Source organism: Streptomyces sp. MA5143a (assembly GCF_900290235.1).
Taxonomy (GTDB): Bacteria; Actinomycetota; Actinomycetes; order Streptomycetales; family Streptomycetaceae; genus Streptomyces.
Map to the genome: position 1 here is coordinate 54,019 of NZ_OLMK01000127.1, position 22,015 is coordinate 76,033.

A 22,015-nucleotide genomic window follows, 5' to 3' on the forward strand; every position below is an offset into this window, starting at 1 on the left:
TCGCCTTCGTGGAACCGGCCCGATCACCCCTGAGCCGGACCGCTCATCTCCTGACGGCAGCGGGCGACGAGTGACGGCAGATGGTCCTGGTTGTCGAGGATCTGCCGGAGGTGACGCATACGTTCGGGGCCCGCGGTGGCGAGCATGGCCTCGCCGTAGTAGTTGTCGTTCCAGAAGCGGGCCATCGAGCCGATGTGGTCCCTCAGCGCCGGCAGCAGTTCTTCGGGACAGTGCTCGGTGAAGTTCATGACGAACAGCCGGCGGCCCTGCGCACCTCCGAACGAACCGTGCTTGATGCCGTGCATGAAGACGACCACGTCCCCGGGTTCGCTGGGAATCGGTATGGCGGGCAGTTCGGACTGCTCGTGTCCCCATACCTCGGTGGCGGAATCGATGTTGCTGCTGAGTGACTTGGCGTAACTGTCGTCGAACTTGTGGCTGCCGGGGAACACCCGAAGACACCCGGAGTCGGCGCCGACCGGGTCGAGGTAGAACGCGACCTTCAGCGCCGCGAGACCTCCGGAGAACGGGTTCGAGTGATAGGTCGTGTCCCCCGCGTAGAGGTTCCCGTCCGACGAGCAGTAGTTGAAGTCGGGGCCCAGGAGCTGACTCGGAATGGTCTTGATGCGTGGGTCGTCGAGGAGGCCGCTGAGGTAGGCGTCGCGATCGATGAAGGGAACCAGGCACGCCCGCTTCCCCGGCGTCCGCTCGCGGCCCGACCTTTCCCACACGGATTCGAACGCCGCGGTGATCCGCCCGATCTCCTTCTTCATCAGACCGGGAAGATGAAGAAACCCGAACGTCTCGAAAAACCGTACCTGGGTGGCGTCAAGAGTCATGGGTGCACCTTCGTCTTTCGGGGGGGGGGGGAAGAGAAATGGAGGGTTCGCTGGAGAAATGGGGGAGTGTTCGGCACCGGCCCGGCGCGGCCCGTGTGCCGGGATTCATGTCGGCATTCATGCCGGGATTCATGTCGGCATTCATGCCGGTATGCGCCGGACCCGCGCCGCAGCCGCCCGGCGGTCGACCTTGCCCGTCTCGCCCAGGGGCAGGCGGTTCACGATGTGGAACGTGTCGGGAATCTTTCCTGGCTCCAAGTGAGCCTTGCCCCACTGTCGCAGTTCTTCGGGAGCAGGCGAGTCGCCTTCCAGAGCGATGAGGAGATGAATCCGCTCGCCGAGGACGTCGTCGGGGACGCCGACCGCTATGCAGTCGGTCCAGGAAGGATTTTCGGCGTAGGCGGACTCGATCTCGAGGGGCGATACCTTGACCGCACCACGGGAGATCATGGTCTTCTCCCGCCCGACGATTTCCACACGGCCGTCCGGTCGTAGCCTGCCGACATCCCCGGTACGGAACCAGCCGTCCGGTTCGGATGGGTGCGTGGCCTCGTCGGAGGAGAGATAGCCGGACATCAGGAAGGGGGTTTTGATGCAGATCTCCCCGGCTTCGCCCGGAGCCGCGTCGATCCGGCAGGACACACCGGGACTTGGCGTGCCGATCGTGCCGGCGCCCTCCGCGTAGTGCTCCGCCCGCAGTATGAGATCGGAGGTCGAGGTCTCACTGAGGCCGTAGACGTCGGTGATCGACGAACCGGGATAGCGTTGCTGCACCTTCCGGCCCAGTCCCGCCGAGAGCGGCTCGCCCCCCGTGATCCACAGGCCCGGCCCGACGTCGCCGCGGGCCGCCGCGTCGATGGCGGGACCGGAACCGGCCACCCGCAGCAGCATGCGGAGCATGGTGGGGACCACGGCCACACGGTCGATGTCCCCCTCGGACAGCCGTGCGCTCACCTTCCTGGCGCTGAAGGCCGGGAGCACTTCGAGCACCCCGCCTGTCAGGAGCGTCAACAGCGATGTCCACTGTCCGAAGGTGAAGTTCAACTGCAGTACATGCAGTGCGCGTTGCCCCGGGCGGAAGCCGAGGACCGACTGGATGGCCATGAGTTTGTTCGCGAAGGCGGCATGGGCCAGCTCGATTGCCTTGGGCTCACTGGTCGACCCGGACGAGAACGCCACCAGCGCCGTGTCCTGCTTCACCTCGACCGGCGCGCGAGGAGCGTCGAGCTCGACGACCTGGAGCCCCTCGCGCGGGTGCGTCACGCGCGACGGGTAGTGGCCCGCCCAGCTCGACGGCAAAGCGCCTTCGGCCGACACGATCCGCCGTGCTCCCGAACGACGCAGCACACGCTCGACCGCCTTCGGGGGGAGCGCCACATTGAGCGGAACGACCGAGCAGCCGGCGAGCCAGACACCCAACTGCGCGGCGATGTCTCCAGGGCGGTTTCCCACGGCCAGCGCGACAGTTGTACCGGGCACTGTCCCTGTCGCCGCCAGCGTCGTAGCGATTTCATCCGCCCTGGAAAGAAGCTGCTCGAAGGACATCGTGATGTCGCCGCATACGATTGCGGGTGAGGTACCGAATCGTCGGCATGCGTCGAGCACCAGGGAATCCACACGAGCCTTCTCGTTGAATTCCCACTTCTCGCCCGAGATGAAGCTGTACGAGGTCACGATGGCATGCCTCCTTCGATCCGGGTCGCGCCGTCATACGCGCGACTGAGTCCACTGGATGCCGCGATCACTCCGCCTAGCTGTTTCTTGAGGTTCTCGTAGAAGATGCTGAGTGGAAACTCATCAGGCATCGTCGCGTCGACCATTTCCCGCCTGGGGCGACTGAAATCTAGTGCATCGGGCCCCTTCGCCCAGATCGAGCCGGGATGCGGTGGAATCGATTCAGCGATGAACTGGAAAGCAGCCCACCACTGGATGGGGCGTGGGCGGTCGACGCCATCGTGGTAGAGCACTTCGATGTCATCGCGCAGGAGCGCCACGGCCTCGGGGACGCGATCCCAGTCGAACGAGATGGCGTTGTCCATCCACCGCATGGCACCGTGCCGGCGCAGACGGGCAAAGAGCAACTGTCCGGCGAGGCTGTCATAGTTGCGGACTCTGTCACCGGTGAGTGGGAAGCGGAAAAGGCGCTCGAACAGAACCGCGTACTGGATACGCGGGCCGAACGCGCGCGTCCCGACGTCCGCCTCGGTGGCCAGGTCCACCGCCGCGCTGAACGCGGTGAGGTCGCATCGCAGTTCCTCCAGGCCGTACATCCAGTACGGCGCGCGCTGTTTGATCATGAACGGATCGAACGGCAGCGAGCCACGACTGTGTGCCCGGTCATGGACCAGGTCCCAGGCGGCGAACGTCTGCTCTGCCAGCCTCTGGTCAGCCAGCAGCCCGGCGGCCTCGGCGGGTACGTCGAAGCGAAGGACCCGTGCGGCCTCTGCCGCGACCAGGCGGAAACGGGCCGCCTCCCGATCGCAGAAGAGGCCACCCCATGTGAAGTGCCCCGGAGTGGCTCGCACCGCGACCGTCTCAGGGAAGAGGGTGGCGTTGTTGCCCGCGTATCCCGGGGTGTAGTCCTCCAGGGCGACCGACACGAACACCGGGTTGTCGAACCGGGTACGCTCCAGTTCGGCCAGCCATGGCGGCCACACCAGGCTCACTATCACGGCCTCGAACCGGATCTCAGCCGCCGCGTTCTGGCTGCGCATGGGGAAGAGAACCAGATGCTCGCGCCCGTCTCGGCGCTCGTCGGCGGGTGTGAAGGCAAGCAACGAGTCGAGGAAGTCGGGCCTGCTGAAGCCGCCATCGGCCCAGTGACGCAGATCGGCCGCCAGCGCGCGGTGGTAGTCGGCGTCATGGGGAAGCCGCGGGGTGAGTTCCCCGAGTGCGCCGATGACAGTGACGACAGCGCTGCGGACCTCGTCGCGGGACGGGGCCCCCTCCGCGTGGAAGGCGATCGAACCGTCCTTCGCCTGCCAGGATCTGAGGGCCTCCACCGCACCCTTGAGCACGGCCCACGCCGGATCCTTGACGACGCTCTCTTCGACGGCCGGCCATGAGCTGTCCGGTCCGGTCACCTTGGCTCCTCCTCTGGTACGTTCCAGCAACGGCGCATCATGTGCGGGAAGGAACCTCCCCTCAGGCCGCCGGGTGGCGCGGGGCGCGGGTGCCGAGGATGGCCGACCCCACGCGGACATGCGTGGCGCCCGAAGCGATCGCCGCCTCCAGGTCCCCGCTCATGCCCGCGGAACGGATCACCGCGCCCGGATGGGTGTCCCGCAGACGCTCGTGCAGAACCGCGAGCGACTCGAACGCCAACGCGGGCGAGCGATCGAGCGGCGCCACCGTCATGACGCCGGCCAGTTCCAGATGAGGGGCTCGGGCGGCGACGGCGTCGGCCAGACGGGGCAGCTCGGAAGGCGCTGCGCCACCTCGGCCGGGGGCGCTGTCCAGGTTGACCTGCACCAGACAACGCAACCGCCGTTCGGCCCGCTCCGCTCCGCGGGCCAGGGCGTCGACGAGGGACAGCCGGTCGACGGAGTGGACCAGGTCCGCGTAACGGGCCACCGAGGCGGCCTTGTTGCGCTGCAACTGACCGAGGAAGTGCCAACGCAGCGGCAGGTCCGCGGTCTCGGCGGCCTTTGCCGAGGCCTGCTGGTCCTGGTTCTCGCCGACGTCCGTGACACCGAGGGCGGCCAGGGTCCGTACGTCGGCGGCCGGCCAGGTCTTCGTCACGACCACGAGGGTGACGTCCGAGGGATCCCGCCCCACCGCACGGCACGCGGTGTGGATGCGGGACCGCACGATGCCGACGTTGCGTTCCAGTTCGACGGCCCGTGATCGCGCGGGTGTGAAGGCCTCGGGGGGAAGGGTGGTCGAATCGCTCACAGAAAGGCACTCCATGGTCATCGATGGCGGTCGATCGCCAACGGGGCGAGTCGGCGCAGCGCCTCGCGCAGTACGTCCTCCCTCTTGCAGAAGACGAAGCGCACGAGGTGACGGCCGGCCTCCGGGTCCGTGTAGAAGACCTGACCGGGTACGGCGGCGACCCCGTACCGGCGTGGCAGGTCCCGGCAGAACTCCAGGCCGTCCACTGCCCCGAGGGGGCGTACATCGGCCAGGACGAAGTACGTCCCCTCCGGTGCCCGTGGCCGAAGGCCGAGCGAGCGCAGCCCGTCGACCAGCAGGTCTCGCCGGACCTTGAGGGAGTCGCGGAGATCGGTGTAGTGGCTGTCGGGCAGCCGCAACGCCTCGGCCACAGCATGCTGGAAGGAGGTACCGGAGGCGAACGACAGGTACTGCTTGACCGCGAGGACACCTGCCACCAGGTCGGCGGGGCCGGTCGCCCAGCCGACCTTCCACCCGGTGAACGAGAACGACTTGCCGGCCGAGCCCACGGTGACGGTGCGCTCGAACATCCCTGGCAGGGCGGCGATCGGCCGGTGAGTGCCCTCGTACACGAGATGCTCGTAGACCTCGTCGGAGATCACCACCAGATCGTGCTCCACGGCGACACGGGCCAGTTCGGCGAGTTCCCGCTCGTTCATCACCGTGCCGGTGGGGTTGTGGGGGTTGTTGAGGAGCAGGACCCGGGTGCGGGCGGTGACGGCGGCGCGCAGCGCGTCGGCGTCCAACCGGAACTCCGGGCCGGTCAGGCGGACCGGGACCAGTCGGGCACCGGCCAGTTCCGCACCCGCCGCGTAGGAGTCGTAGTACGGCTCCAGCACCAGGATCTCGTCGTCCGGCCCGGCGAAGGCGAGCAGCGCCGCCGCGAGTGCCTCCGAGGCACCCGTGGTGATGACGACCTCGGAATCCGGGTCGAGCGCGATGCCGTACCGGTCCCGCTGGTGATCGGCTACGGCCGCGCGTAGCGCGGGCAGTCCCGGGACCGGTGGATACTGGTGGTGCCCGGCGTACAACGCCTTGACGGCGGCCTCGGTGACGGAGTCCGGCCCGGGGGTGTCGGGGAACCCCTGAGCAAGGTTGACGGCGTGGTGCCGGACGGCGAGCGCGGACATCTCGGTGAAGATGTTGCTCCCCACGCCGGCGAGCCGCACGCGACGGCCTGGCCGGTCGGGCGTCACACCAGGTCCTTCTCGGCCGGTGCGCTCACCGTCGCGGAGTCGAGCCACAGGGGGTTGCCCGCTCGCCGGTACGTCACCCGTTCCGGCCACGACGGGTGGTCGGCGAGCACCCCGTGGTTGTCCAGGATCAGCAGCGGCGACTTGCGCTCCTCCGTGAGCAGGCCGAGGAACGGCTCGCCCCGGAACTCGGGGTGGTCGGGGACGATCAGTACGGTGGCCGCCTCGCGGATGGCGTCGGCGAGGTCCCGCACGGCGGTGCCGACCCCCAGCAGCGCCTCGATCTCCTCGTCCGCGTACATCGGGTCGTGCACGGAGAACGGCACACCGAGCCGGGTGAGCTCCTCGGCTATGCGGATCGTGGGGCTGAGGGTCGCGACCTTGATGCCTCCCTTGTAGGCGAGGCCGAGGATCACCACCGGGCCGTCGGCCACCGACTCGGCGACCAGCGAGCGCATCCGGGTGTCGGTCTCGACAGCCTGGGAGAGCAACGACAGTTCCTCGGGGTGTGCCGCGCCCCGCAGCAGATAGCGACTGGACAGCGGGATGCAGTACCCGCCGGTGCCGAAACTGGGGTGGTACGTGCCGATGTTCCACTTGGTTCCCGCGAGCCGCAGCACCTCGACCATGTCGACGTGCGGGTAGCCCAGGGTGAGTTGGTTGGCGAGAGTGATCTCCAGATGGCGGTAGGAGTTCTCCACGCACTTGACGAGTTCCGCCTCCAGATGGCCCTGGGCCCGGTGCAGGGTGTCGCACATCAGCGACAGCACCTCGTACGCCGCGGTGGCCGAGGCGTCGTTGACCCCGCCGTACACCCGGTCCAGGTCGCGCAGCCCGTACCCCTCCGCGAGGAACCAGTCCCGGCGCGGTGCGAGCGCCAGGAACAGATCCCGGCCGAGAACGAGCCCGGCCTCGACGGCCACCGGGAGCAGCAGCTGTTCCACGGTGCCGGGGGTGAGGGTCGACTCGATGATCACCAGCGGGGGAGTGCCGGGCCGGGCGCGGGCTCCGGTGGCACGGCAGATCGAGGTGAAGACGTCCAGCAGGGCGTCGGAGTACGGCTCGGCCTGACGTTCGGTGGGGACACAGACGAAGTGGACGGCGATGTCTTCGGTGAGCGCCCGGTCCCGGCCGTCCGTCACTTCGAGTCCGGGGCCCTCGTTGTCCCGCAGCGCGGCCACCCGGCCGGCGCTGACGTCGTATCCGAGGACTCTGATGTTCTCGGCCCGCAGTGCTTCCACCGTGGACCAGCCGATGTATCCGAGCCCCCAGACACAGGACGCCTTGCGTCCGGTCACCAGCTCGGAACAGGGAGTGGAGAGGCCGTCGGACCGGGTGTCGGACGGCTGTTCCCTCCCGGCTGTCAGTCGGTTTCCCTGTTCGTCTCGGGGTTCTTGCTCGATCGCAACGCTCAAGGCAGGTGCTCGCTCTCGTGTGCAGGCAGGCTGAGGGCCTGCTCCGCAGCAAGGTGCTGCGGCGGAGGTCAGCGGTTCGTGTGCTGAGGCGGTTGATGCGGGGTCGGGCCGGGGTCGGGGCGGTGGCGTACGACGACCAGCCCCTCGGCGGCCAGGGTGCCGACGGCGGCTCCGCGCGCCCGGTCGAAGGCCTCGACGGTCTCCAGGTCGAGGGCGCGGAACCCCTGGCCGGGGTAGCTGTAGCAGGACAGAGCCCGCGCCTTCGTGGCGCTGTGGTCACCCATCGGCACGTACACGGTCGGAACGAACTGCGCGTGCCGGATGGTCCGGTGCTCGTTCGGGCCGAACTGCAGGAAGGTGACCTGCGGGCAGCGTCGGGAGGCGGAGATCACGGCCTGGGCGAGCCGCACGTGGTCGGTGTGCGAGTCGCCGTCCCAGTGACTGATCACGGTGTCCGGGCGGACCCGGTCGAGCAGGTCGTCCAGGAGGGTCACGACGCGGTACACGGGCAGGTCCTCGACCTGGTCGTGCCGTCCGTCGGCGATCCAGACGAGCTCGTGGCCGAGGACGGCCGCGGCGGATTCGGCCGCCGCGACCCGGCGGGTGCGCCGGTCCGGCTCGCTGTCGGAGATCGTCTCCGACACCGTCAGCACGGCGACGGTGACTTTCGCACCCCTGCCGGTGAGGGCGGCGATCGTGCCGCCCACGGCGAGTTCCGCGTCGTCCGGGTGGGCGGCGATCACCAGCACCCGGTCGCCCAGCAGGGTCACGTCGAGCCCTTGCGGCCGGCTGCGAGGGCGGCGTCGAAGGAGTCGAGGAAGGTGCGGAACTCTGCGGCGTCCGGTCCCTCGGCCTGGCTCAGCGCGCTCCGCAACCCGGGGCAGCGGTCGGCGAAGACCGGAGCGCGGACCCCCTTCACCCGGGCGCCGTGCAGGGTGACCTTCACCCAGGTCGACTGGTACATGTTGGTTCCGTCCAGCCGGGCGCCCGACAGGTCGGACTGGCTGAAGCGGCTGTAGGCGCAGTTGGCGCCGCTGAGGTCCGCGTCCCGGAGGTCCGCGGCGAGGTAGGCCTGTACGAGGGTCGCGCCCTCCAGAACGGCGCCGCGCAGGCTCATGCCACGCGGTGGGTCACCGGTGATCATCGCCCGGTAGAGATTGGCGAACCGGAGCACGACCCGGGCGAGGTTGCCGTCCCGGACCGTCAGACAGCGGCCGGTGAAGGAGGTGAGGTTGGCCTCGGTGAGGTCGGCCTCCACGATGCTCAGGTTCTCGCCGTGGGCGCCCCGCAGGTCCGCGCGGCGCAGGTCACCGCCGACGATCTTGCCGTTGTTGAGCAGCGCGCCGGTCAACGCCGCGTCCGGCAGGGAGCAGCGCAGCAGCCGGGCGCCGCTCAGTTCGGCACCGGTGAGATCGGCGCCCGGGGCGGTCACGTCGGTGAGGTCCGCGTGGGGAGCCTTGAGCCCGGCCGCTCTCCAGTCCCGCCCGCTGATGTCGGACAGCCGCAGCTCGGGCAGGCCGGCGTCGGTGAGGTTCAGAGCGTCGGACGCGGTCAACCTCTGCAGGACCAGACCTCGTCCGGAGGCGCGCTGGAAGGAGGTGCCCCGCAGACTGGTCTTGGTGACGGTGAGCTGGTCGCAGCAGCAGCCCAAGAGTTCCGCGTCGTCCAGGAGACACTCGTTGATGAGTGAGCCCTGGAGGTTGGCTTGGCTGAGCGAGGCGTCGGAAAGGTCGCACTGGTAGAACGAGCTGCCCGCCAGGTGACTGCCGTCCAGGTGGACGCCGCGCATGCTGCATCCGTGGAAGAGGGTTCCGGTCGCGTCGCGCAGCTCGCTCAGGTCGGCGCCGTCGAAGTTGCAGGTCTGGGCGGCCAGCGCGTGGACGTAGGCGGAGCGCAGGCTCGCTCCGGAGAGGTTGGTGCGTTCCATGCCCGGACAGACCATGGTGATCTCGTCGAGGGTGGCTCGCTGGAGCTGAGTGCCGTGCAGCACGGCTCGGTTCAGGGTGGCCCGGCGCAGATCGACCTCGTCGAGGCGGAGGTTGGACAGGTCCGCCTCGGAGAGGGACAGACCGCGGCCTGTCGAGTCGATCAGCCGCTGGGTCAGTTCGGAGAGTTCCTTGAGTCGTTCCGCGCGTTCCTTGCCGGTCGCCTCGGAAATGGACCGCAGGAGCTCGATGTGGGAGAGCTGGGTCATCGCATCTCTTTCGACACAGGGGAAAGGGGGTGTGTTGCCGGCGCCTGGGGCGGGGCCGCCATGCGGGAGATGAGCTGACGGAGCCAGTCCGCCGTGCGCCGTGGTCCGTTCGGGCCATGTGAACCGGCGGGCAGGGGGTTGTGCTCCATGATCACGACCGGCGGGCGGGTGAGCGCCAGCAGTCGGGGCAGCAGGGTGCCGAGGTCCATATAGCCGTCCCGGCTCGTCTGGCCGGGCGCGGCGGCCTCGTGTCCGTGCTCTCCGCAGCGGTCGGCAGTGGTGTTGTAGACATGCATACTGCGCACGGTGGGACCGAGGACCTGTCCGAAGGCCAGCGGACCGCCACCGTCGTCGAGGAGGTGCGCGTGCCCCAGGTCCAGGCAGAGGCCCAGACCTGTGTCCTCCAGAACACGGGCGTACTGCTCGGGCGAGTGCAGCAGGGGGTGCCCGGTCATGTTCTCCACCAGAACGGACACATGGTGCGAGCGCGCGGCCTCCGAGAGTTCCGACAGGAACTCGGCGCAGCGCTCCGCGAATCCCTCGGTGGGGTACGGGGGATAGGGGCTGGGGAAGTGGACGACGACATGGATCGCGTTCAGGTCCGCCGCGAGCCGAATGGTCCGCAGGGCAAGGCGTAGGGCGCGTGCGGCCTCCTCGGGATCCGGCCCCGTGGGGGCGAACCGTCGCAAGGGCTCCGCCAGGTCGTAGGGAACCGGCGTGTGGAGTGCCGGCCGTATCGAGTGGCGGGCGCAGAACCTGGTCAGCTCGGGCACCATCGTGCTCGGGTAGTTGTAGAACTCGACGACCTCGGGGTCGTAGGGCAGGAGCGCGTCCAGCTGCCCGCGGTCGGCGAGCACGCTGGTGGACACCCCGAGAGCGGGCGGTGGGACAGGTCTCGGTACCCCGGGTGCCGAGGGCCCCGGGGGTTTTCGGCCGGGTCTCACCAGGCTGTCCTCCGCCGGGAGCTCGGCGGGTCTGCCTCGGCCGGTGGGACGAGGACGCGGGTGTCGCCCGGGAGCACGCCAGGCGCGAGACGGACGGACGGGAGGGGGATCCGTCGTGGTGCCGACCGGATGTCGCCGGCCGGCACGGGCACCGCACGGACCGCCACGCGGGGTGACAGGCAGCCTCGGGCCGGGTGGACACCGCGGCGGACATGCTTCAGGAACGCGTCGAGGTGATCGGGGAAGCCCATGGTCAGCTCGCTTCTGAACGGTCGGTCTCCTGCTCCGCCCCGTGCCCGGGCGCCTCACCGTCCGTCCTGCCGAGGGCGCCGACGCGTTCGAGCGCGAGGCACTGTTGGTCGCTGAGCCGGCGGCCGTCGTCGCGCAGAGCGCCGACCAGCCGGTCGACGCCCAACGAGAAGCCGCCGAGTGGGGGCAGACCGTGTTCGAGAGCGGCCAGGAAGTCCTCGTCCAGCATGAGGTGTTCCAGACCCGGCTCACGCTGCTGCTCGGTCAGCCGACGGCGCTGTTCGACCGGGTCGGTGAGTTCCGTGCAGCCCTGCCCGATGTCGGTGCCCGCCAGGATCAGGCTCCAGGCCTCCACTAGGTGGGGATCACCGGAACAGGGGCGGGCGAACCGTGCGGCACGCGAGGGGAGGTCGACGACGAAGGTGGGCTCGGTCAGTGTCGGCCGTACGGCCTTGCGGAAGAGGAGCAGGGCCAGGGCCGAGGCGGGCGTGCCGGCCGGCACAGGGAGGCCAAGGCGGTCAGCATGGCGAGTAAACGTTTCGGCAGAGGTGGCGGAGGTGACCTGCTCCCCGAGGTGCTCCGAGAGGAGTTGATGGAGGGAGCGCCGGGTGAACGGCCTGTACGGGTGGTCTGGCCGGTCGTCGGAACCGCCCAGCACCGCTCTGGTGATCGGGGTCGGCCCTTCTGCCTCCCTGATCGCCACCGCCGCGGCACGAACCAGTCGCTCCACCGTCTCGGCGCCGACGGTGTAGTCGGTGTGGGCGGCGTACGCCTCACATACGGTGAACTCGGGATGGTTGGCGACCCCCGTGCCCTCGTTGCGGAAGACATGACCGAGTTCGAAGACCCGCTCGGCACCGCCGACCACCAGCCGCTTCAGGTACAGCTCGGTGCTTCCGCGCAGATAGAGCGGTACCCGCCAGGCGTTCATCCTGGTCTGGAAGGGGAGCGCGGTGCCACCGGGGACGGGGTGCAGCAACGGGGTGTCCGCCTCCAGGTAGCCGGCGGAGTGCAGTTCGTCCCGCACCGCGCGCAGCACCGCCGACCGGCCCTTGAAACGTGCCGCCTCCCGGCGGTCGAGCATCATCCGCTGGTAGGTGGCGAGTCGCTCGCCGCCCCGGCCCCGGCCCCGGGACCGCGGGGAGCGGAGCCCGACCCGGGCAGGGCCGGGCGGCGGGCGCAAGGCCTTGGTGGCGAGTTCCCAGCGGGTGACCCGGAGCGAGAGGGCACCTGTGCGGCTGGTGACGATCTCACCGGTGACGCCGACATGGTCCCCCAGATCGACGTCGGCCTGCCAACTCGCGTACAGATGAGGGGCTTCCGCGGCGTCGTCGCTGAGGATGAGCTGGATGTCGCCGTCGCCGTCGGCCAGGTCGACGAAGCCCATGCCTCCGTGGGCTCGGTGGGCCACGACCCGGCCGACGAGGACGACGGTGTCGCCGGTCGCGGTGTCAGGGGGGAGCTCGTCGTACAGGCGGTGCACTTGTCCGAGGGAGTGGGTCGGCCGAAGGGCCCGGGAATAAGGGCTTCTGCCTTCGGTGATCAACCTCCGACGGGTGGTGATGCGGTCGGTCGGCAAGACCGTATGTTCGAGGTATTTCTTGCGCATCGCTTTGCCTTTGCTCCCAGAGGCTCGCGGTGTATCCAAAACTTCCATCCCATAGAGGGGACAAGGGATACCCAGAGTGGCTGAGCGGAAAGTGCATTGAACGAGTGAAGTACGGACTTCACACCGCTATCGGGCGGATTCCTGAACTTTAAAGTACGGTCGGTCGATGCGCCAGAAGAATCAATCTCGGGGATGAGTGGACGTCCGTCCGAGGGCTGTCCGAGGGGTGAACTGTCCGAATTGGGTGGGGAAATCGCCGGGTGAAGGGCCGCAGATCGGTCGTCCGGCCGTCTTCTGCAGCGGCGAGAGGAATTTAGGCAACCGGAGGTTTAGATCGGAATCCTGTGGCATGCTGCGATGCATGGCCGCCGACATTCTGGTGCTGAAAGCGGATCCATCCGCGGGGATTGACCTCCGGCAAGGTCTGGAGGCTGCGGATTACTCGGTGGATCTGGTGGTGGACAAGGGCGTTGCTGCTCAGTTGGTGGGGCGGCACTCCTATATGGCTGTCCTCATGGACATCCCGGAGTCCGGTTCGACCCAACGTCGGACGTGCGCCGAGCTGAGAAAAAGAAGAAGGGACGTGCCGATTCTCGTACTGACACAGAAAGGTGATGAACGTGACGAAGTGGAAGCCCTCGACGCGGGGGCCGACGACTACCTCCGCACACCGTGCTCGCGCGAGGTACTGCTCGCACGGTTGCGCGCCCTGACGCGACGCGGCACGCGCTCGGTCGACCGGCTGCTGCGCATAGGCGACCTGTGGCTCGACCCGGTGCACCGACGCTGCGGCCGCGGCCGGCGCGACATCACCCTGACCGCACGTGAGTTCGCGGTCCTTGTCCAACTCGCCCGGCACCCCGGGAAAGCCGTGTCGAAGAAGGTGATCCTCGACGAGGTGTGGGACATGACCTACCGGAGCAACCCGGCCGTCGTCGAGTGGCACATCTGCATGTTGCGTCGAAAGATCGACGCTCCCTTCGGCGTCAGATCCATCGAAACGGTTCGCGGCTTCGGCTACCGGCTGACGACCGTCGACGGCTGAGAAGAACGCACCTCACCGGCACCACGCGGGCACCCCACCCCTACCCTGCCGCGTCCCGGCCCCGCCGTGCGCATCCGACCGATGCGGAAGCGGCCCCGATGGCCGATGGCGACTCCGCCGGAACAGTGACCTGATGTCGGCCCCACCGGCCGCCTCGCAGGTGCAACTCCCCTCGCAGGTCCAACTCCCCTCGTACCGCACGCCTGTGGCCCCGTGCCGACCAGGCGACCCCCTGGCGAGCAGGCGCGGCACACCTCTCGTGTGCCCGGCTGCTGCGCCGTCTTCGCAAGAATCCGGAAGGAACGGACATGACCAAGTCCCAGTTCGGCGTCCACCTGATGGCCGCGGACGTCCCCGCACCGCAGCCGGACGCTCCCCAGGAGATCATCGCCAAGGCCGACACGGTGCTCGGTCTGCTGGCCTGGCTGGGTACCGCCGCAGCAGTCCTGGGCATCGTGGTGGTCGCCGCCAAGATGGCCGGCTCACTACAGAGGGGCGACGCGGAGGACCACATCGGTCACATGCTCACGGTGCTCATCGGATGCGTCCTGCTGAGCACCGCCGGACCCATCGTCAGCTTCGTCCTCTGACGGGCGGCCGGAGTCCGAGATGAAGAAAGCTGGACACCAGTCGCAGAGCGGTGAGCACTGGCGGCAGCCGTTCTGGCGGCAGAAGGGCTGGATCGGCGCCGCCGTGTTCCTGCTGCTGGTCTGCGTCACCGCGCTCATGAACATGATCAGCGAAACCGGCGGCGACCCGGGTGGCGGATCCGCTGCCGACACCGCCCCTGACCGCAGAGCCTCAACCGCGGAGGACGGCGACACCGAGGACGACGCGACGGGTACGACCCGTTCGTGCCCCGCACGGCGCGGGGACGGCCCGGCCGCCGTACCGGCCGACGTCGCATGGAGACAACTGGGCGGTGCCTTCCTGCCGACCTCGCGGACGAGCGGCCCCCTGCGACGCACCTCCACCGCCTGGACCTGCTTCGAGCGCAGCGCCACCGGGGCCGTGCTCGCAGCCCACGTCATCCCGAGCCAGATGGGCGGCCCGCACTGGCGCGACATCGCCCGCACACAGCTCGTCCCCGGATCGGGACGGCGTCAGTTCATCGCCGCCCGCGCGGCCGTGACGGACGCTGACGCCGGAGGTGCCCCCGGCGAGCTGGGAACGTACGACGGCTTCAACGTCCTCGACTACGCCCCCGGTCGCGCCACCGTGCAACTGCTCGTGCGCCGGCCCGACGGGGCCTATGTCGCCACCTCCGTCGCGATGTCCTGGAACGACGGCGACTGGAAGCTCGTCCCGCAGTCGGACGGATCTCTCACCTCCACCTTCGTCGCCGTGAGCGGCACCACGGGCTTCGTCCTCTGGGAGGACCGATGAGCTTCCTGAAATGCATCACCAACCCGCTCAAGTGCGCCGTCGAGGTTCCGGCCAAGGCCGTGGTGTCCACCGCGGTCCAGCTCTTCGCCGAGGCCATCGGCAACGCCACCGCCGAGGTTCTCAAGTCCCTCAACGGCGTCTGGCTGCGGGTCGGGTCGGCCGCCGGCAGCAGCAGCGCGATCGAGGACATCAACGCGGAAACGGAGTGGCTGGTCGCCTACATCGCCGTGGCCTCGCTGCTCGTCGCCGCCTTCAAGATGGCCATGGACCGCAGAGGCGAACCGCTGCGCCCGGTGATCCGCGGCATGCTGCGGGTACTGCTCGTCGCCACGGCCGGCACATGGATCTTCCAGCGACTGGCCACCGCCTCCGACAACTTCGCCTCCTACGTGTACGAGAGATCGGAACTCGGCGACAGAGCCTCCACGATCCTGGGCGTCGTCACCCTGCGCGTCCCGGGTCTGATCCTGGTGCTCGGAATCGTCGTCATGCTCGCGGCCATCGTGCAGATCGTCCTGATGTACGTGCGCGTCGGCGTACTGATCCTCCTGCTCGGCACCCTGCCACTGGCGGCGAGCGCGTCGATGACGGGCTGGGGCGAGAACTGGTGGCGCAAACACCTCGGCTGGCTGATCGCCTGGCTGCTCTACAAGCCCGCAGCGGCCCTGGTGATCTACTCCGCCACCGCCATGACCCAGGACAGTGCCGGGCTCGACGCCAATATCGCCGGCCTCGGCATGCTCGTCCTCGCCGTGTTCGCGCTGCCGGCGCTCCTCAAACTCGTCGTCCCGGCGACCGCCGCGCTCGGCAGCGCCTCCGGCGGCGGCATGGTCCTCGACGCCGCCTCGGACCTGGCCGACCTCGGGAAACAGGGGTACAAGGCCCTGGCGGCAACCGGCGCCGCGCCCCCGGTTCCCATGCCCTCCTCCCCGGGCGGCGGCGCGAAGTCCGCCCTGGGGCCGACCGGCAGCGGCGCCCCGCCCGAGGGCCCGGCATCCCCAGCCCCGGCCGCCAAGCCTCCGGCGGGCAACCCGGCCGCGGCCAAGGCCATGGGCACCGCCGGACACATCGCGGGCAACTTCGCCACCAAGGTGATCCGCTCGACCAACGACCAGGGCGGGGGCTGATCCATGCCCACGGACACACCGCGCACCTACGGAAACTGGCGGCGCCCCAGCCCGCCCGGTCTCGGTTCGCTGGGGCTGATCGGAACCGGCGTGATGCTGGGCGGGATCGTCCTGTCCCTGCTCGTCTCGCTGATCTCGGTCCGGGCCGCCGCCGTCACGTTCGTCCTCGTCGCCCTGCTGACGGGGGCCTTCGCGCTACGCACACCCGACGGTCGCACCGTCTTCAACACGCTGGGAGTACGCATGGGATGGTCGCTCCGCCGCTCCAGGGGTTCCACCGTCTATGTCTCCGGCCCGCTCTCCCGGCGTCCGGGCGGCCGCTTCGCCCCGCCCGGACTGCTCGCCAAGGTCGCCATGCTGGAGACCCGGGACCCGTCCGGCCGCCCCGCCGGCGTACTCCATCACCAGGGCCGCAATCTGTACACCCTGGTCCTGGGGTGCGAAGCCGAGGGCATCTCGCTGGTCGACACCGACCAGGTCGACCGCTGGGTCGGTGGCTGGGGCGGCTGGCTGGCCAGGCTCGCCCAGGAGCCGGGGCTGCGGGGTGCGGCCGTCGTCGTGGAGACCGCTCCCGAAAGCGGTGTCCGGCTCGCCGCGGAGGTACTGCCGCGGATCCTCGACGAGGCACCACCGTTGTCCCGCTCCGTGCTGGAGGAAGTGGTCAACGCCAACCCGGTGACCGCGTCGGAGACCAAGGTCTACATCACCCTCACCTATCAGCCGCCCCGGGCCAGACAACGTCCCGCCGCCGTCGCCGAGCAACTGGCCGACCGTATCCCCGCGCTGGCGGCCGGGCTGGTCGGAGCCGGCACCACCGCGGTGCGGCCGCTCACCGCCGTGGACATCGCGGAGAGCGTCCGCGCGGCGTTCGAGCCGGCCGTGGCCCCCCGGATCGCGGCCGCTCGCGAGGACGGCGGCGACACCGGTCTCGCATGGGCGGACGCGGGCCCCGCGGTCGCCCTGGAGACCCCGGACCACTATGAGCACGACGCTTCCTACTCGCGCAGTTGGCTGCTCTCACTCGCGCCGCGGGGAGCGGTCTACTCGTCCGTCCTCCGGGAACTGCTGATGCCCACGCAGGACATCCGCCGCAAGCGGATCGCCCTGTTCTACCGCCCGCTGCCCCAGGCCACCGCCGCCCGGCTTGTCGAGGCCGACCGGCGGGCGGCACTGTTCAAGGCCTCCACGAACGGCAAGAAGCAGATGAATGCCCGGGCGCAGGCCGAGTTGACGGCCGTCGAGCAGACCGCGCAGGAGGAGGCCTCTGGGGCCGGACTCGTCGAGTTCTCGATCATGGCCACCGTCACGGTGGACACCGAGTTGCAGCTGAACCGAGCCGAGTCGCTCATCGAGGAACAGCAGGCATCCGCCCGGATCCAGCTGCGCCCGGCCCGCCGCACCCAGGCGTCGGCCTTCACCTGCACGCTTCCCGTCGGCCTGCTGCCCTGGGAACTCACCCTCATACCGCAGCAGATCAGGGACGCGATGTGAGCAGCCACACAGACAGGGCCTCGGCTGAGACTCCCGTCGCATCCGCACGTATCAGTACGTGGCGTGCCCCTCTCCTCCCGGGACTCGCGCAACCGCCGGAGTCGTCGCGGGGGCGTCCTCAGGAGGGGCGTCCTCAGGAGGGGCGTCCTCAGGAGGGACGCCCGGCCGCTTCCGCGTCAGGGACGGACTGAGCGCCCCCTTCGTGGGAGCGCCGGCAGAACCCGTGGTGCGTCGGTTCCTCGCCGGGGTGGGGAGAACACCACGGCATCGCACCCGCCGCCCGACCGACGGCCCTTTCCTCCGCCTACGCCCCGGCCCCGCGCACCTCCTCCGTTCCGCTGCCCGGCACCCGCTTCCACGACCGGCGGACGGGACGCCCGGGGGTGGGAGCGGTGAGGTTCCCGGGCCTTGGCAGAGGCGATCCACCAGCTCGCGTCCAGTCCTCCCGGACCGGCCGACAACGTAGGGAGCACCCATGAGCAAACATCGGCGGAAGCAGCCCCGGCAGGAGCCCGTGCCGCAGCAGGACGAGCAGCCCTTACGGGAGCCGAGAGGGCGGCGGCGCAAGGGAGATCCCACGGCCGACGGGGCCGCGGCGGCACCCGGACGGCGAGACAGGGAAGAGCTGGGCACCGTGGGGCGGCGGCGCGGCCAGGAGGAGCCCGGGACCGGGGGCCGGCGGCCGGACAAGGAAGCACCCGGCACGAGCACCGCCCCGCCGGCCAAGCCCGACCGACGCCGCAAGAGGGTGCCGTACAGCGTCGACGGCCCCGTCGTGCAGCCCACCGCCGACAAGCTCACCACCCGGGGGTGGACAGGCCCGGGCGGTGGCCAGGTCGGCCATGCCGACCCCCCGTCACTCTGGCGGGCCACCACCGTGCAGGCGTGCGGTCTGTGGCCCTTCGCGGCTTCGGCCACGGCTCCCACCACCGGCGTACCGCTCGGGCCCCATCTGCGGACCGGGACCACGGTGTGCGGCGACCCCATCTCCTGGTTCGCCCGGGCCAACTATCTGTCCAACCCGTCCATGTTCATGCTCGGAATGCCCGGGCTGGGCAAGTCCACGCTGGTCAACCGCATGCTGATCGGTCTCGCCGCGACCGGCGTGGTCCCCATGGTCCTGGGCGACCTCAAGCCGGATTACGCGGAAACCGTACGTGCCCTGGGCGGACAGGTCGTCAAGATCGGTCGCGGAGTGGGCGGCATCAACGTTCTCGATCCCGGCGCCATGGGCCGTACCGCACACCGGATCGGCGGCCGCGCCGGGGAGGCGCTCGCCGCCGAGGCACATGGACGGGTGCTGAACACCCTGACCGCCCTGATCTCGGTGGTCCGCTCCGGACAGGTCGACGATCACGAGCAGGCCATCCTCTCCGTGTGCCTGAACCTGTTGATGGAACGTCACGCTCCCGGACGACCGCCGACGTTGCCCGACCTGATCAGGATCCTGGACGAGGGCCCGCCGCGGCTCAGGTCGGTCGCCCTGGACCGGGGCCAGGCGAACCGATACCAGGAGGCGGTGGATCCGCTGCTCCGCTCGCTCATCGGCATTCTGAGCGGCGCGTTGGGCAGTTGCTTCGCCGGTGAGAGCACGACACGGATGGACCTCGACGCTCCCGCCGTGTGCATGGACATCTCCCGGATCGGCGAGGCCGACACCCAGCTGACGGCGGCGGCCATGCTCGCCTCCTGGTCCGACGGTCTCGGCGCGGTGGCGGCGGCGTCCGCGCTCGCCGACGCCGGGCTCGCACCCCAACGGTGGTACCTCACCGTGCTCGACGAACTCTGGCGCCCGCTGCGCGCCGCCTCGGGCATCGTCAACAGGATCGACGCGCTGACCCGGCTCAACCGGACCATGGGCGTCGGAAGCGTGATGATCACGCACACCCTGAAGGACGCGGCGGCTCTGGATTCGAGTGCGGACCGGGCCAAGGCGGACGGGCTGGCGGAGCGCGCCGGCATGGTGGTGTGCGCGGGGCTGCCGGAGCGGGAGCTGGAGGATCTGAGCAGGATCGTGCATCTCTCGCGGGCCGAGATCGACCTCGTTTCGTCCTGGTCCTCACCGGAGGGCTGGAACACGGTCGACAGTCCGGACGGAGCACCCGGCCGTGGCAAGTTCCTGATCAAGGTCGGTGGCCGCCCCGGAGTTCCTTTCCGGCTCGCGGTGACCCAGCAGGAACTCGCGCTGCACGACACCAGCTCCCGTTGGTCGGAGGAGGCACGTGCCTTCACCGCTCCCGCGCCGACGGCTCCTGAACTGACCATGAAGCTGTACCTGCCGGAGGTCCGGTCGGCCCGGCACCGTCAACACGCCGCGCAGGTCCGGCACGGCCGGCCGGGCCCGTCGGTACTGCCGGTGGACGAGACGGCGTGGGCCCCGCAGGCTGGTTGGTCCCCGCAACCGGCGACCCGGTCGACATGGGCGCCGGAGGCCGCCCGACCGCGTCCGCCGGCCGCGGAGCCGTACCCGGTTCCGTCGGTCGAATCCACCGCCGTGCTGAGGCGTGTCGGGCCGCAGCGCCAGAGCCAGGGCAGGTCGTAGCCGATGCCGGCCGGGCGTCCGACGTCGGCCCACTGATCGTCACCGCTCGACGCGGCAAGAACGCCCCTCGGCCGGCGCCCTGTCCAGTGGGGCGCCGGCCGAGCCGGGGTGCGGGGCTGGGTGACGGCCCCGCACCGAATCCGACACCACCCATGAGAGGACCCGCCCTGATGAACCCTCTGGCCATCGATCCCTCCGTGACCGCCCCGCTCGACGACGTCCTGAGTCTGCTCGCCTGGCTGGTGACGGTGGCGGGGGTCGGGGGCCTGCTCTGGCTGGGCGCCTCGATGGCCGTCTCCGTCAAGTCCGGTCGGCAGCGCGTCGGGGACTTCATGGAGAGGTTCGTACTGGTCCTGACCGCCTGCGTGCTCGCGGTGACAGCCGGACCACTTGTGGCGTTTCTTCTGTGACGGCGTCGAACACGGCCGTCGGCCGGGCCGTTGCGGGGAGGCGATCACAGCCCGCCCCTACGGGCGACCTGTCGAGGGCCGCCCGCTTCGGTGTCGCGCCGCCAGGCCGGGCGATGCCGACGGCGCGGACGGCCCTCGGGAGTGCTCAGCGGCCGGAGCCGGTCTCGTAGCGTGGGATCAGCTTCTGGACCCGGCGGACGTAGTCTCGTGCCTCGCCCTCCGGGACCCCTCGGCTCCGCTCCACGGTGTCGAGTCCGGAATGGTAGGCGGCCAGGGTCAGTTCGAGCGTGTCACCGGAGACTGCTCGGCTCTCCTTGAGCCGCTGGACTCCTTCGGCGAGGGCGCAGTCGAAGCGGCCCAGCGCCATGATGGCGTCCCCCGGATCGAGCGGTGTGGCGGTGCCGTTGCCGTCGTCGTCCGAGCCCCACTCCTTGAACGCCGAGGTGCTCAACCCCACGAGCGCCCGGGGCTCGGACGGGGTGGGTGCCGTGGGGGAGGGAGTCGGGGAGGTGTCCGGGAGGCCTTCCGCCGTACCCGCCAGCCATCCGGTCTCGGCGTCGATCTGCGCGGCCACGACCGACGGCGTCACGATGTCGCAGACGGAGCCGGCGCGGATCACCCATTTCACATGGGCGGGAGGCACTCTCGACGAATCGAATGCCTGCTGCCGCTGACCGTCCCCGTCCGTCAGTCTGGAGCCGGACAGGCCCACCATCATCACGAGGGGCAACAAGCACACGGCCAGCGCCCCTCCAGCGGACCACACGGCGATTTTCTGGAGGCCACCGGCCACAGTCGTCCTCTCCTCTGCTCTTCCCCAGCAATTACATCGCACTTCAGGAATATCGTCCGCCCATCATCTCCTGGCATTCTTTGATCGCGGCAAAGAAAGCGGAAGTCGAACCGTTCTGCCGCAACGCAGAGTCCCCGTCAGCGAACTGACGGGGACTGATGGTCGCCCGGGTCGACGGGTCTTCGACGCGCAGGATTCACGCAGCAGACTTATCGCCGCGTCACGGTTCCCTCACGGCTCAGGTCCACCACGACCCCGTCCGGGCCCGGAAGCTTCTCCGCCAACCGGTCAATGGTCACCTTGCCGTTGTCAGCGGCATTGCAGTCGGCCTGGGGGACCGCGAAGAACATCAGTTCATCACCGGTGGACGCGCTGATCTGGGTGTCGATCAGGTCCTTGGTGCCCGGTGCCTGTGCGCCACCGATCTCCCTGACGTTCGCGAACTCCCGAGTGGTCTGGTTGAGGGCCACCAGGCACTGAGCGTCGGGGAAGAGCTGCGCGAAGCTGCTCTTCAGGACTTTCAGAGGCTGTGCCGTGTCGCCTTCGTCGGCATTGGCGCTGGGTAAGAGCGCCACCACCACAGCGATCAGGGATGCGGATGCCGCGGCGGTCAGTGCCGCCCGGCGGCCTTTGGAGGGAGCGTGCTTGGACAAGGTTTCACCTCTCGGGGGGCCGGCGACGTGTCGGAGGAAGAATCCGCTGCTCCCTGTCCGAAACGCCCTTTCCTACGACTGGCAACTCTCGGTGCCTGGTGCTCAGCATTCCCGAGGAGCCGTTCTTCCCGCCAGAGGCAAATGTCCCGGCCCGCGGCTTGCTTTCGTGGGAAAGCCGGAAGGGCAAGGGAAATGTTCTCCCTGCTGCTTACTACCTCGGTGAAAGTCGGT

Annotated in this window: 19 protein-coding genes; 7 read left to right on the forward strand and 12 right to left on the reverse strand. The window is 69.5% G+C overall.

What is annotated here, in order from left to right; all coding sequences use genetic code 11:
- Nucleotides 1-23: 23 nt before the first annotated feature.
- The 10 genes from SMA5143A_RS39985 to SMA5143A_RS40035 all read right to left on the reverse strand — a co-directional run bounded on the left by SMA5143A_RS39985 (nucleotide 24) and on the right by SMA5143A_RS40035 (nucleotide 12,211).
- On the reverse strand, nucleotides 24-839 hold the full coding sequence (locus SMA5143A_RS39985; protein ID WP_107467704.1) for a phytanoyl-CoA dioxygenase family protein: 816 nt from the start codon (nucleotides 837-839) through the stop codon (nucleotides 24-26).
- Between the two features lie 141 nt (nucleotides 840-980).
- Entirely contained in the window at nucleotides 981-2,513 is a 1,533-nt protein-coding gene (locus tag SMA5143A_RS39990; RefSeq protein WP_107467705.1) for a class I adenylate-forming enzyme family protein, read from the reverse strand.
- Complete coding sequence (locus SMA5143A_RS39995; protein ID WP_107467706.1) at nucleotides 2,510-3,922, reverse strand: DUF6421 family protein; 1,413 nt, start codon at nucleotides 3,920-3,922, stop codon at nucleotides 2,510-2,512. The genes SMA5143A_RS39990 and SMA5143A_RS39995 overlap by 4 nt, the downstream gene beginning before the upstream one ends.
- 61 nt (nucleotides 3,923-3,983) lie before the next feature.
- Entirely contained in the window at nucleotides 3,984-4,733 is a 750-nt protein-coding gene (locus SMA5143A_RS40000; RefSeq protein WP_375136602.1) for a YggS family pyridoxal phosphate-dependent enzyme, read from the reverse strand.
- 17 nt (nucleotides 4,734-4,750) lie between these two features.
- Nucleotides 4,751-5,929 carry an aminotransferase class I/II-fold pyridoxal phosphate-dependent enzyme gene (locus SMA5143A_RS40005; RefSeq protein ID WP_258194011.1) on the reverse strand — a complete coding sequence of 393 codons (1,179 nt, stop codon included), beginning with the start codon at nucleotides 5,927-5,929 and terminating at the stop codon, nucleotides 4,751-4,753.
- On the reverse strand, nucleotides 5,926-7,224 hold the full coding sequence (locus SMA5143A_RS40010; RefSeq protein ID WP_146194033.1) for a UDP binding domain-containing protein: 1,299 nt from the start codon (nucleotides 7,222-7,224) through the stop codon (nucleotides 5,926-5,928). The genes SMA5143A_RS40005 and SMA5143A_RS40010 overlap by 4 nt, the downstream gene beginning before the upstream one ends.
- Nucleotides 7,225-7,409: 185 nt before the next feature.
- The gene (locus SMA5143A_RS40015; protein WP_181362254.1) at nucleotides 7,410-8,111 is read right to left on the reverse strand and encodes a PIG-L deacetylase family protein; all 702 of its coding nucleotides are present in this window, start codon (nucleotides 8,109-8,111) and stop codon (nucleotides 7,410-7,412) included.
- Nucleotides 8,108-9,535 (reverse strand): pentapeptide repeat-containing protein, encoded by a 1,428-nt coding sequence (locus SMA5143A_RS40020; RefSeq protein WP_107467710.1) that lies wholly within the window; start codon nucleotides 9,533-9,535, stop codon nucleotides 8,108-8,110. The genes SMA5143A_RS40015 and SMA5143A_RS40020 overlap by 4 nt, the downstream gene beginning before the upstream one ends.
- Nucleotides 9,532-10,404, reverse strand: coding sequence for a sugar phosphate isomerase/epimerase family protein (locus SMA5143A_RS40025; protein ID WP_107467711.1), 873 nt, complete (start codon nucleotides 10,402-10,404; stop codon nucleotides 9,532-9,534). Before SMA5143A_RS40025 ends, SMA5143A_RS40020 begins: the two co-directional genes overlap by 4 nt.
- A gap of 328 nt (nucleotides 10,405-10,732) precedes the next feature.
- Entirely contained in the window at nucleotides 10,733-12,211 is a 1,479-nt protein-coding gene (locus SMA5143A_RS40035; protein WP_181362255.1) for an amino acid--tRNA ligase-related protein, read from the reverse strand.
- A 487-nt stretch (nucleotides 12,212-12,698) separates the two neighbouring features.
- Between SMA5143A_RS40035 and SMA5143A_RS40040 the strand changes: the two genes are divergently transcribed.
- From SMA5143A_RS40040 to SMA5143A_RS40070, 7 genes are all read left to right on the forward strand, one after another.
- Entirely contained in the window at nucleotides 12,699-13,382 is a 684-nt protein-coding gene (locus tag SMA5143A_RS40040; protein ID WP_107467727.1) for a response regulator transcription factor, read from the forward strand.
- A 308-nt stretch (nucleotides 13,383-13,690) separates the two neighbouring features.
- On the forward strand, nucleotides 13,691-13,972 hold the full coding sequence (locus SMA5143A_RS40045) for a hypothetical protein (RefSeq protein ID WP_107467714.1): 282 nt from the start codon (nucleotides 13,691-13,693) through the stop codon (nucleotides 13,970-13,972).
- 19 nt (nucleotides 13,973-13,991) lie between these two features.
- Entirely contained in the window at nucleotides 13,992-14,768 is a 777-nt protein-coding gene (locus SMA5143A_RS40050; RefSeq protein WP_107467715.1) for a hypothetical protein, read from the forward strand.
- Nucleotides 14,765-15,895 carry a hypothetical protein gene (locus tag SMA5143A_RS40055; protein WP_107467716.1) on the forward strand — a complete coding sequence of 377 codons (1,131 nt, stop codon included), beginning with the start codon at nucleotides 14,765-14,767 and terminating at the stop codon, nucleotides 15,893-15,895. Before SMA5143A_RS40050 ends, SMA5143A_RS40055 begins: the two co-directional genes overlap by 4 nt.
- Before the next feature lie 3 nt (nucleotides 15,896-15,898).
- A complete protein-coding gene (locus tag SMA5143A_RS40060) occupies nucleotides 15,899-17,386 on the forward strand; it encodes an SCO6880 family protein (protein ID WP_107467717.1) in 1,488 nt (495 codons plus the stop codon).
- Nucleotides 17,387-17,861: 475 nt separating this feature from the next.
- Entirely contained in the window at nucleotides 17,862-19,928 is a 2,067-nt protein-coding gene (locus SMA5143A_RS40065) for an ATP/GTP-binding protein (protein ID WP_258194012.1), read from the forward strand.
- Between the two features lie 170 nt (nucleotides 19,929-20,098).
- Complete coding sequence (locus SMA5143A_RS40070) at nucleotides 20,099-20,338, forward strand: hypothetical protein (RefSeq protein WP_258194013.1); 240 nt, start codon at nucleotides 20,099-20,101, stop codon at nucleotides 20,336-20,338.
- Nucleotides 20,339-20,483: 145 nt separating this feature from the next.
- Here SMA5143A_RS40070 and SMA5143A_RS40075 read toward each other — a convergent pair whose 3' ends face one another.
- Nucleotides 20,484-21,077, reverse strand: coding sequence for a lytic transglycosylase domain-containing protein (locus tag SMA5143A_RS40075; RefSeq protein ID WP_146194034.1), 594 nt, complete (start codon nucleotides 21,075-21,077; stop codon nucleotides 20,484-20,486).
- 263 nt (nucleotides 21,078-21,340) lie between these two features.
- Complete coding sequence (locus tag SMA5143A_RS40080) at nucleotides 21,341-21,784, reverse strand: hypothetical protein (RefSeq protein ID WP_146194035.1); 444 nt, start codon at nucleotides 21,782-21,784, stop codon at nucleotides 21,341-21,343.
- Between the last annotated feature and the right edge of the window lie 231 nt (nucleotides 21,785-22,015).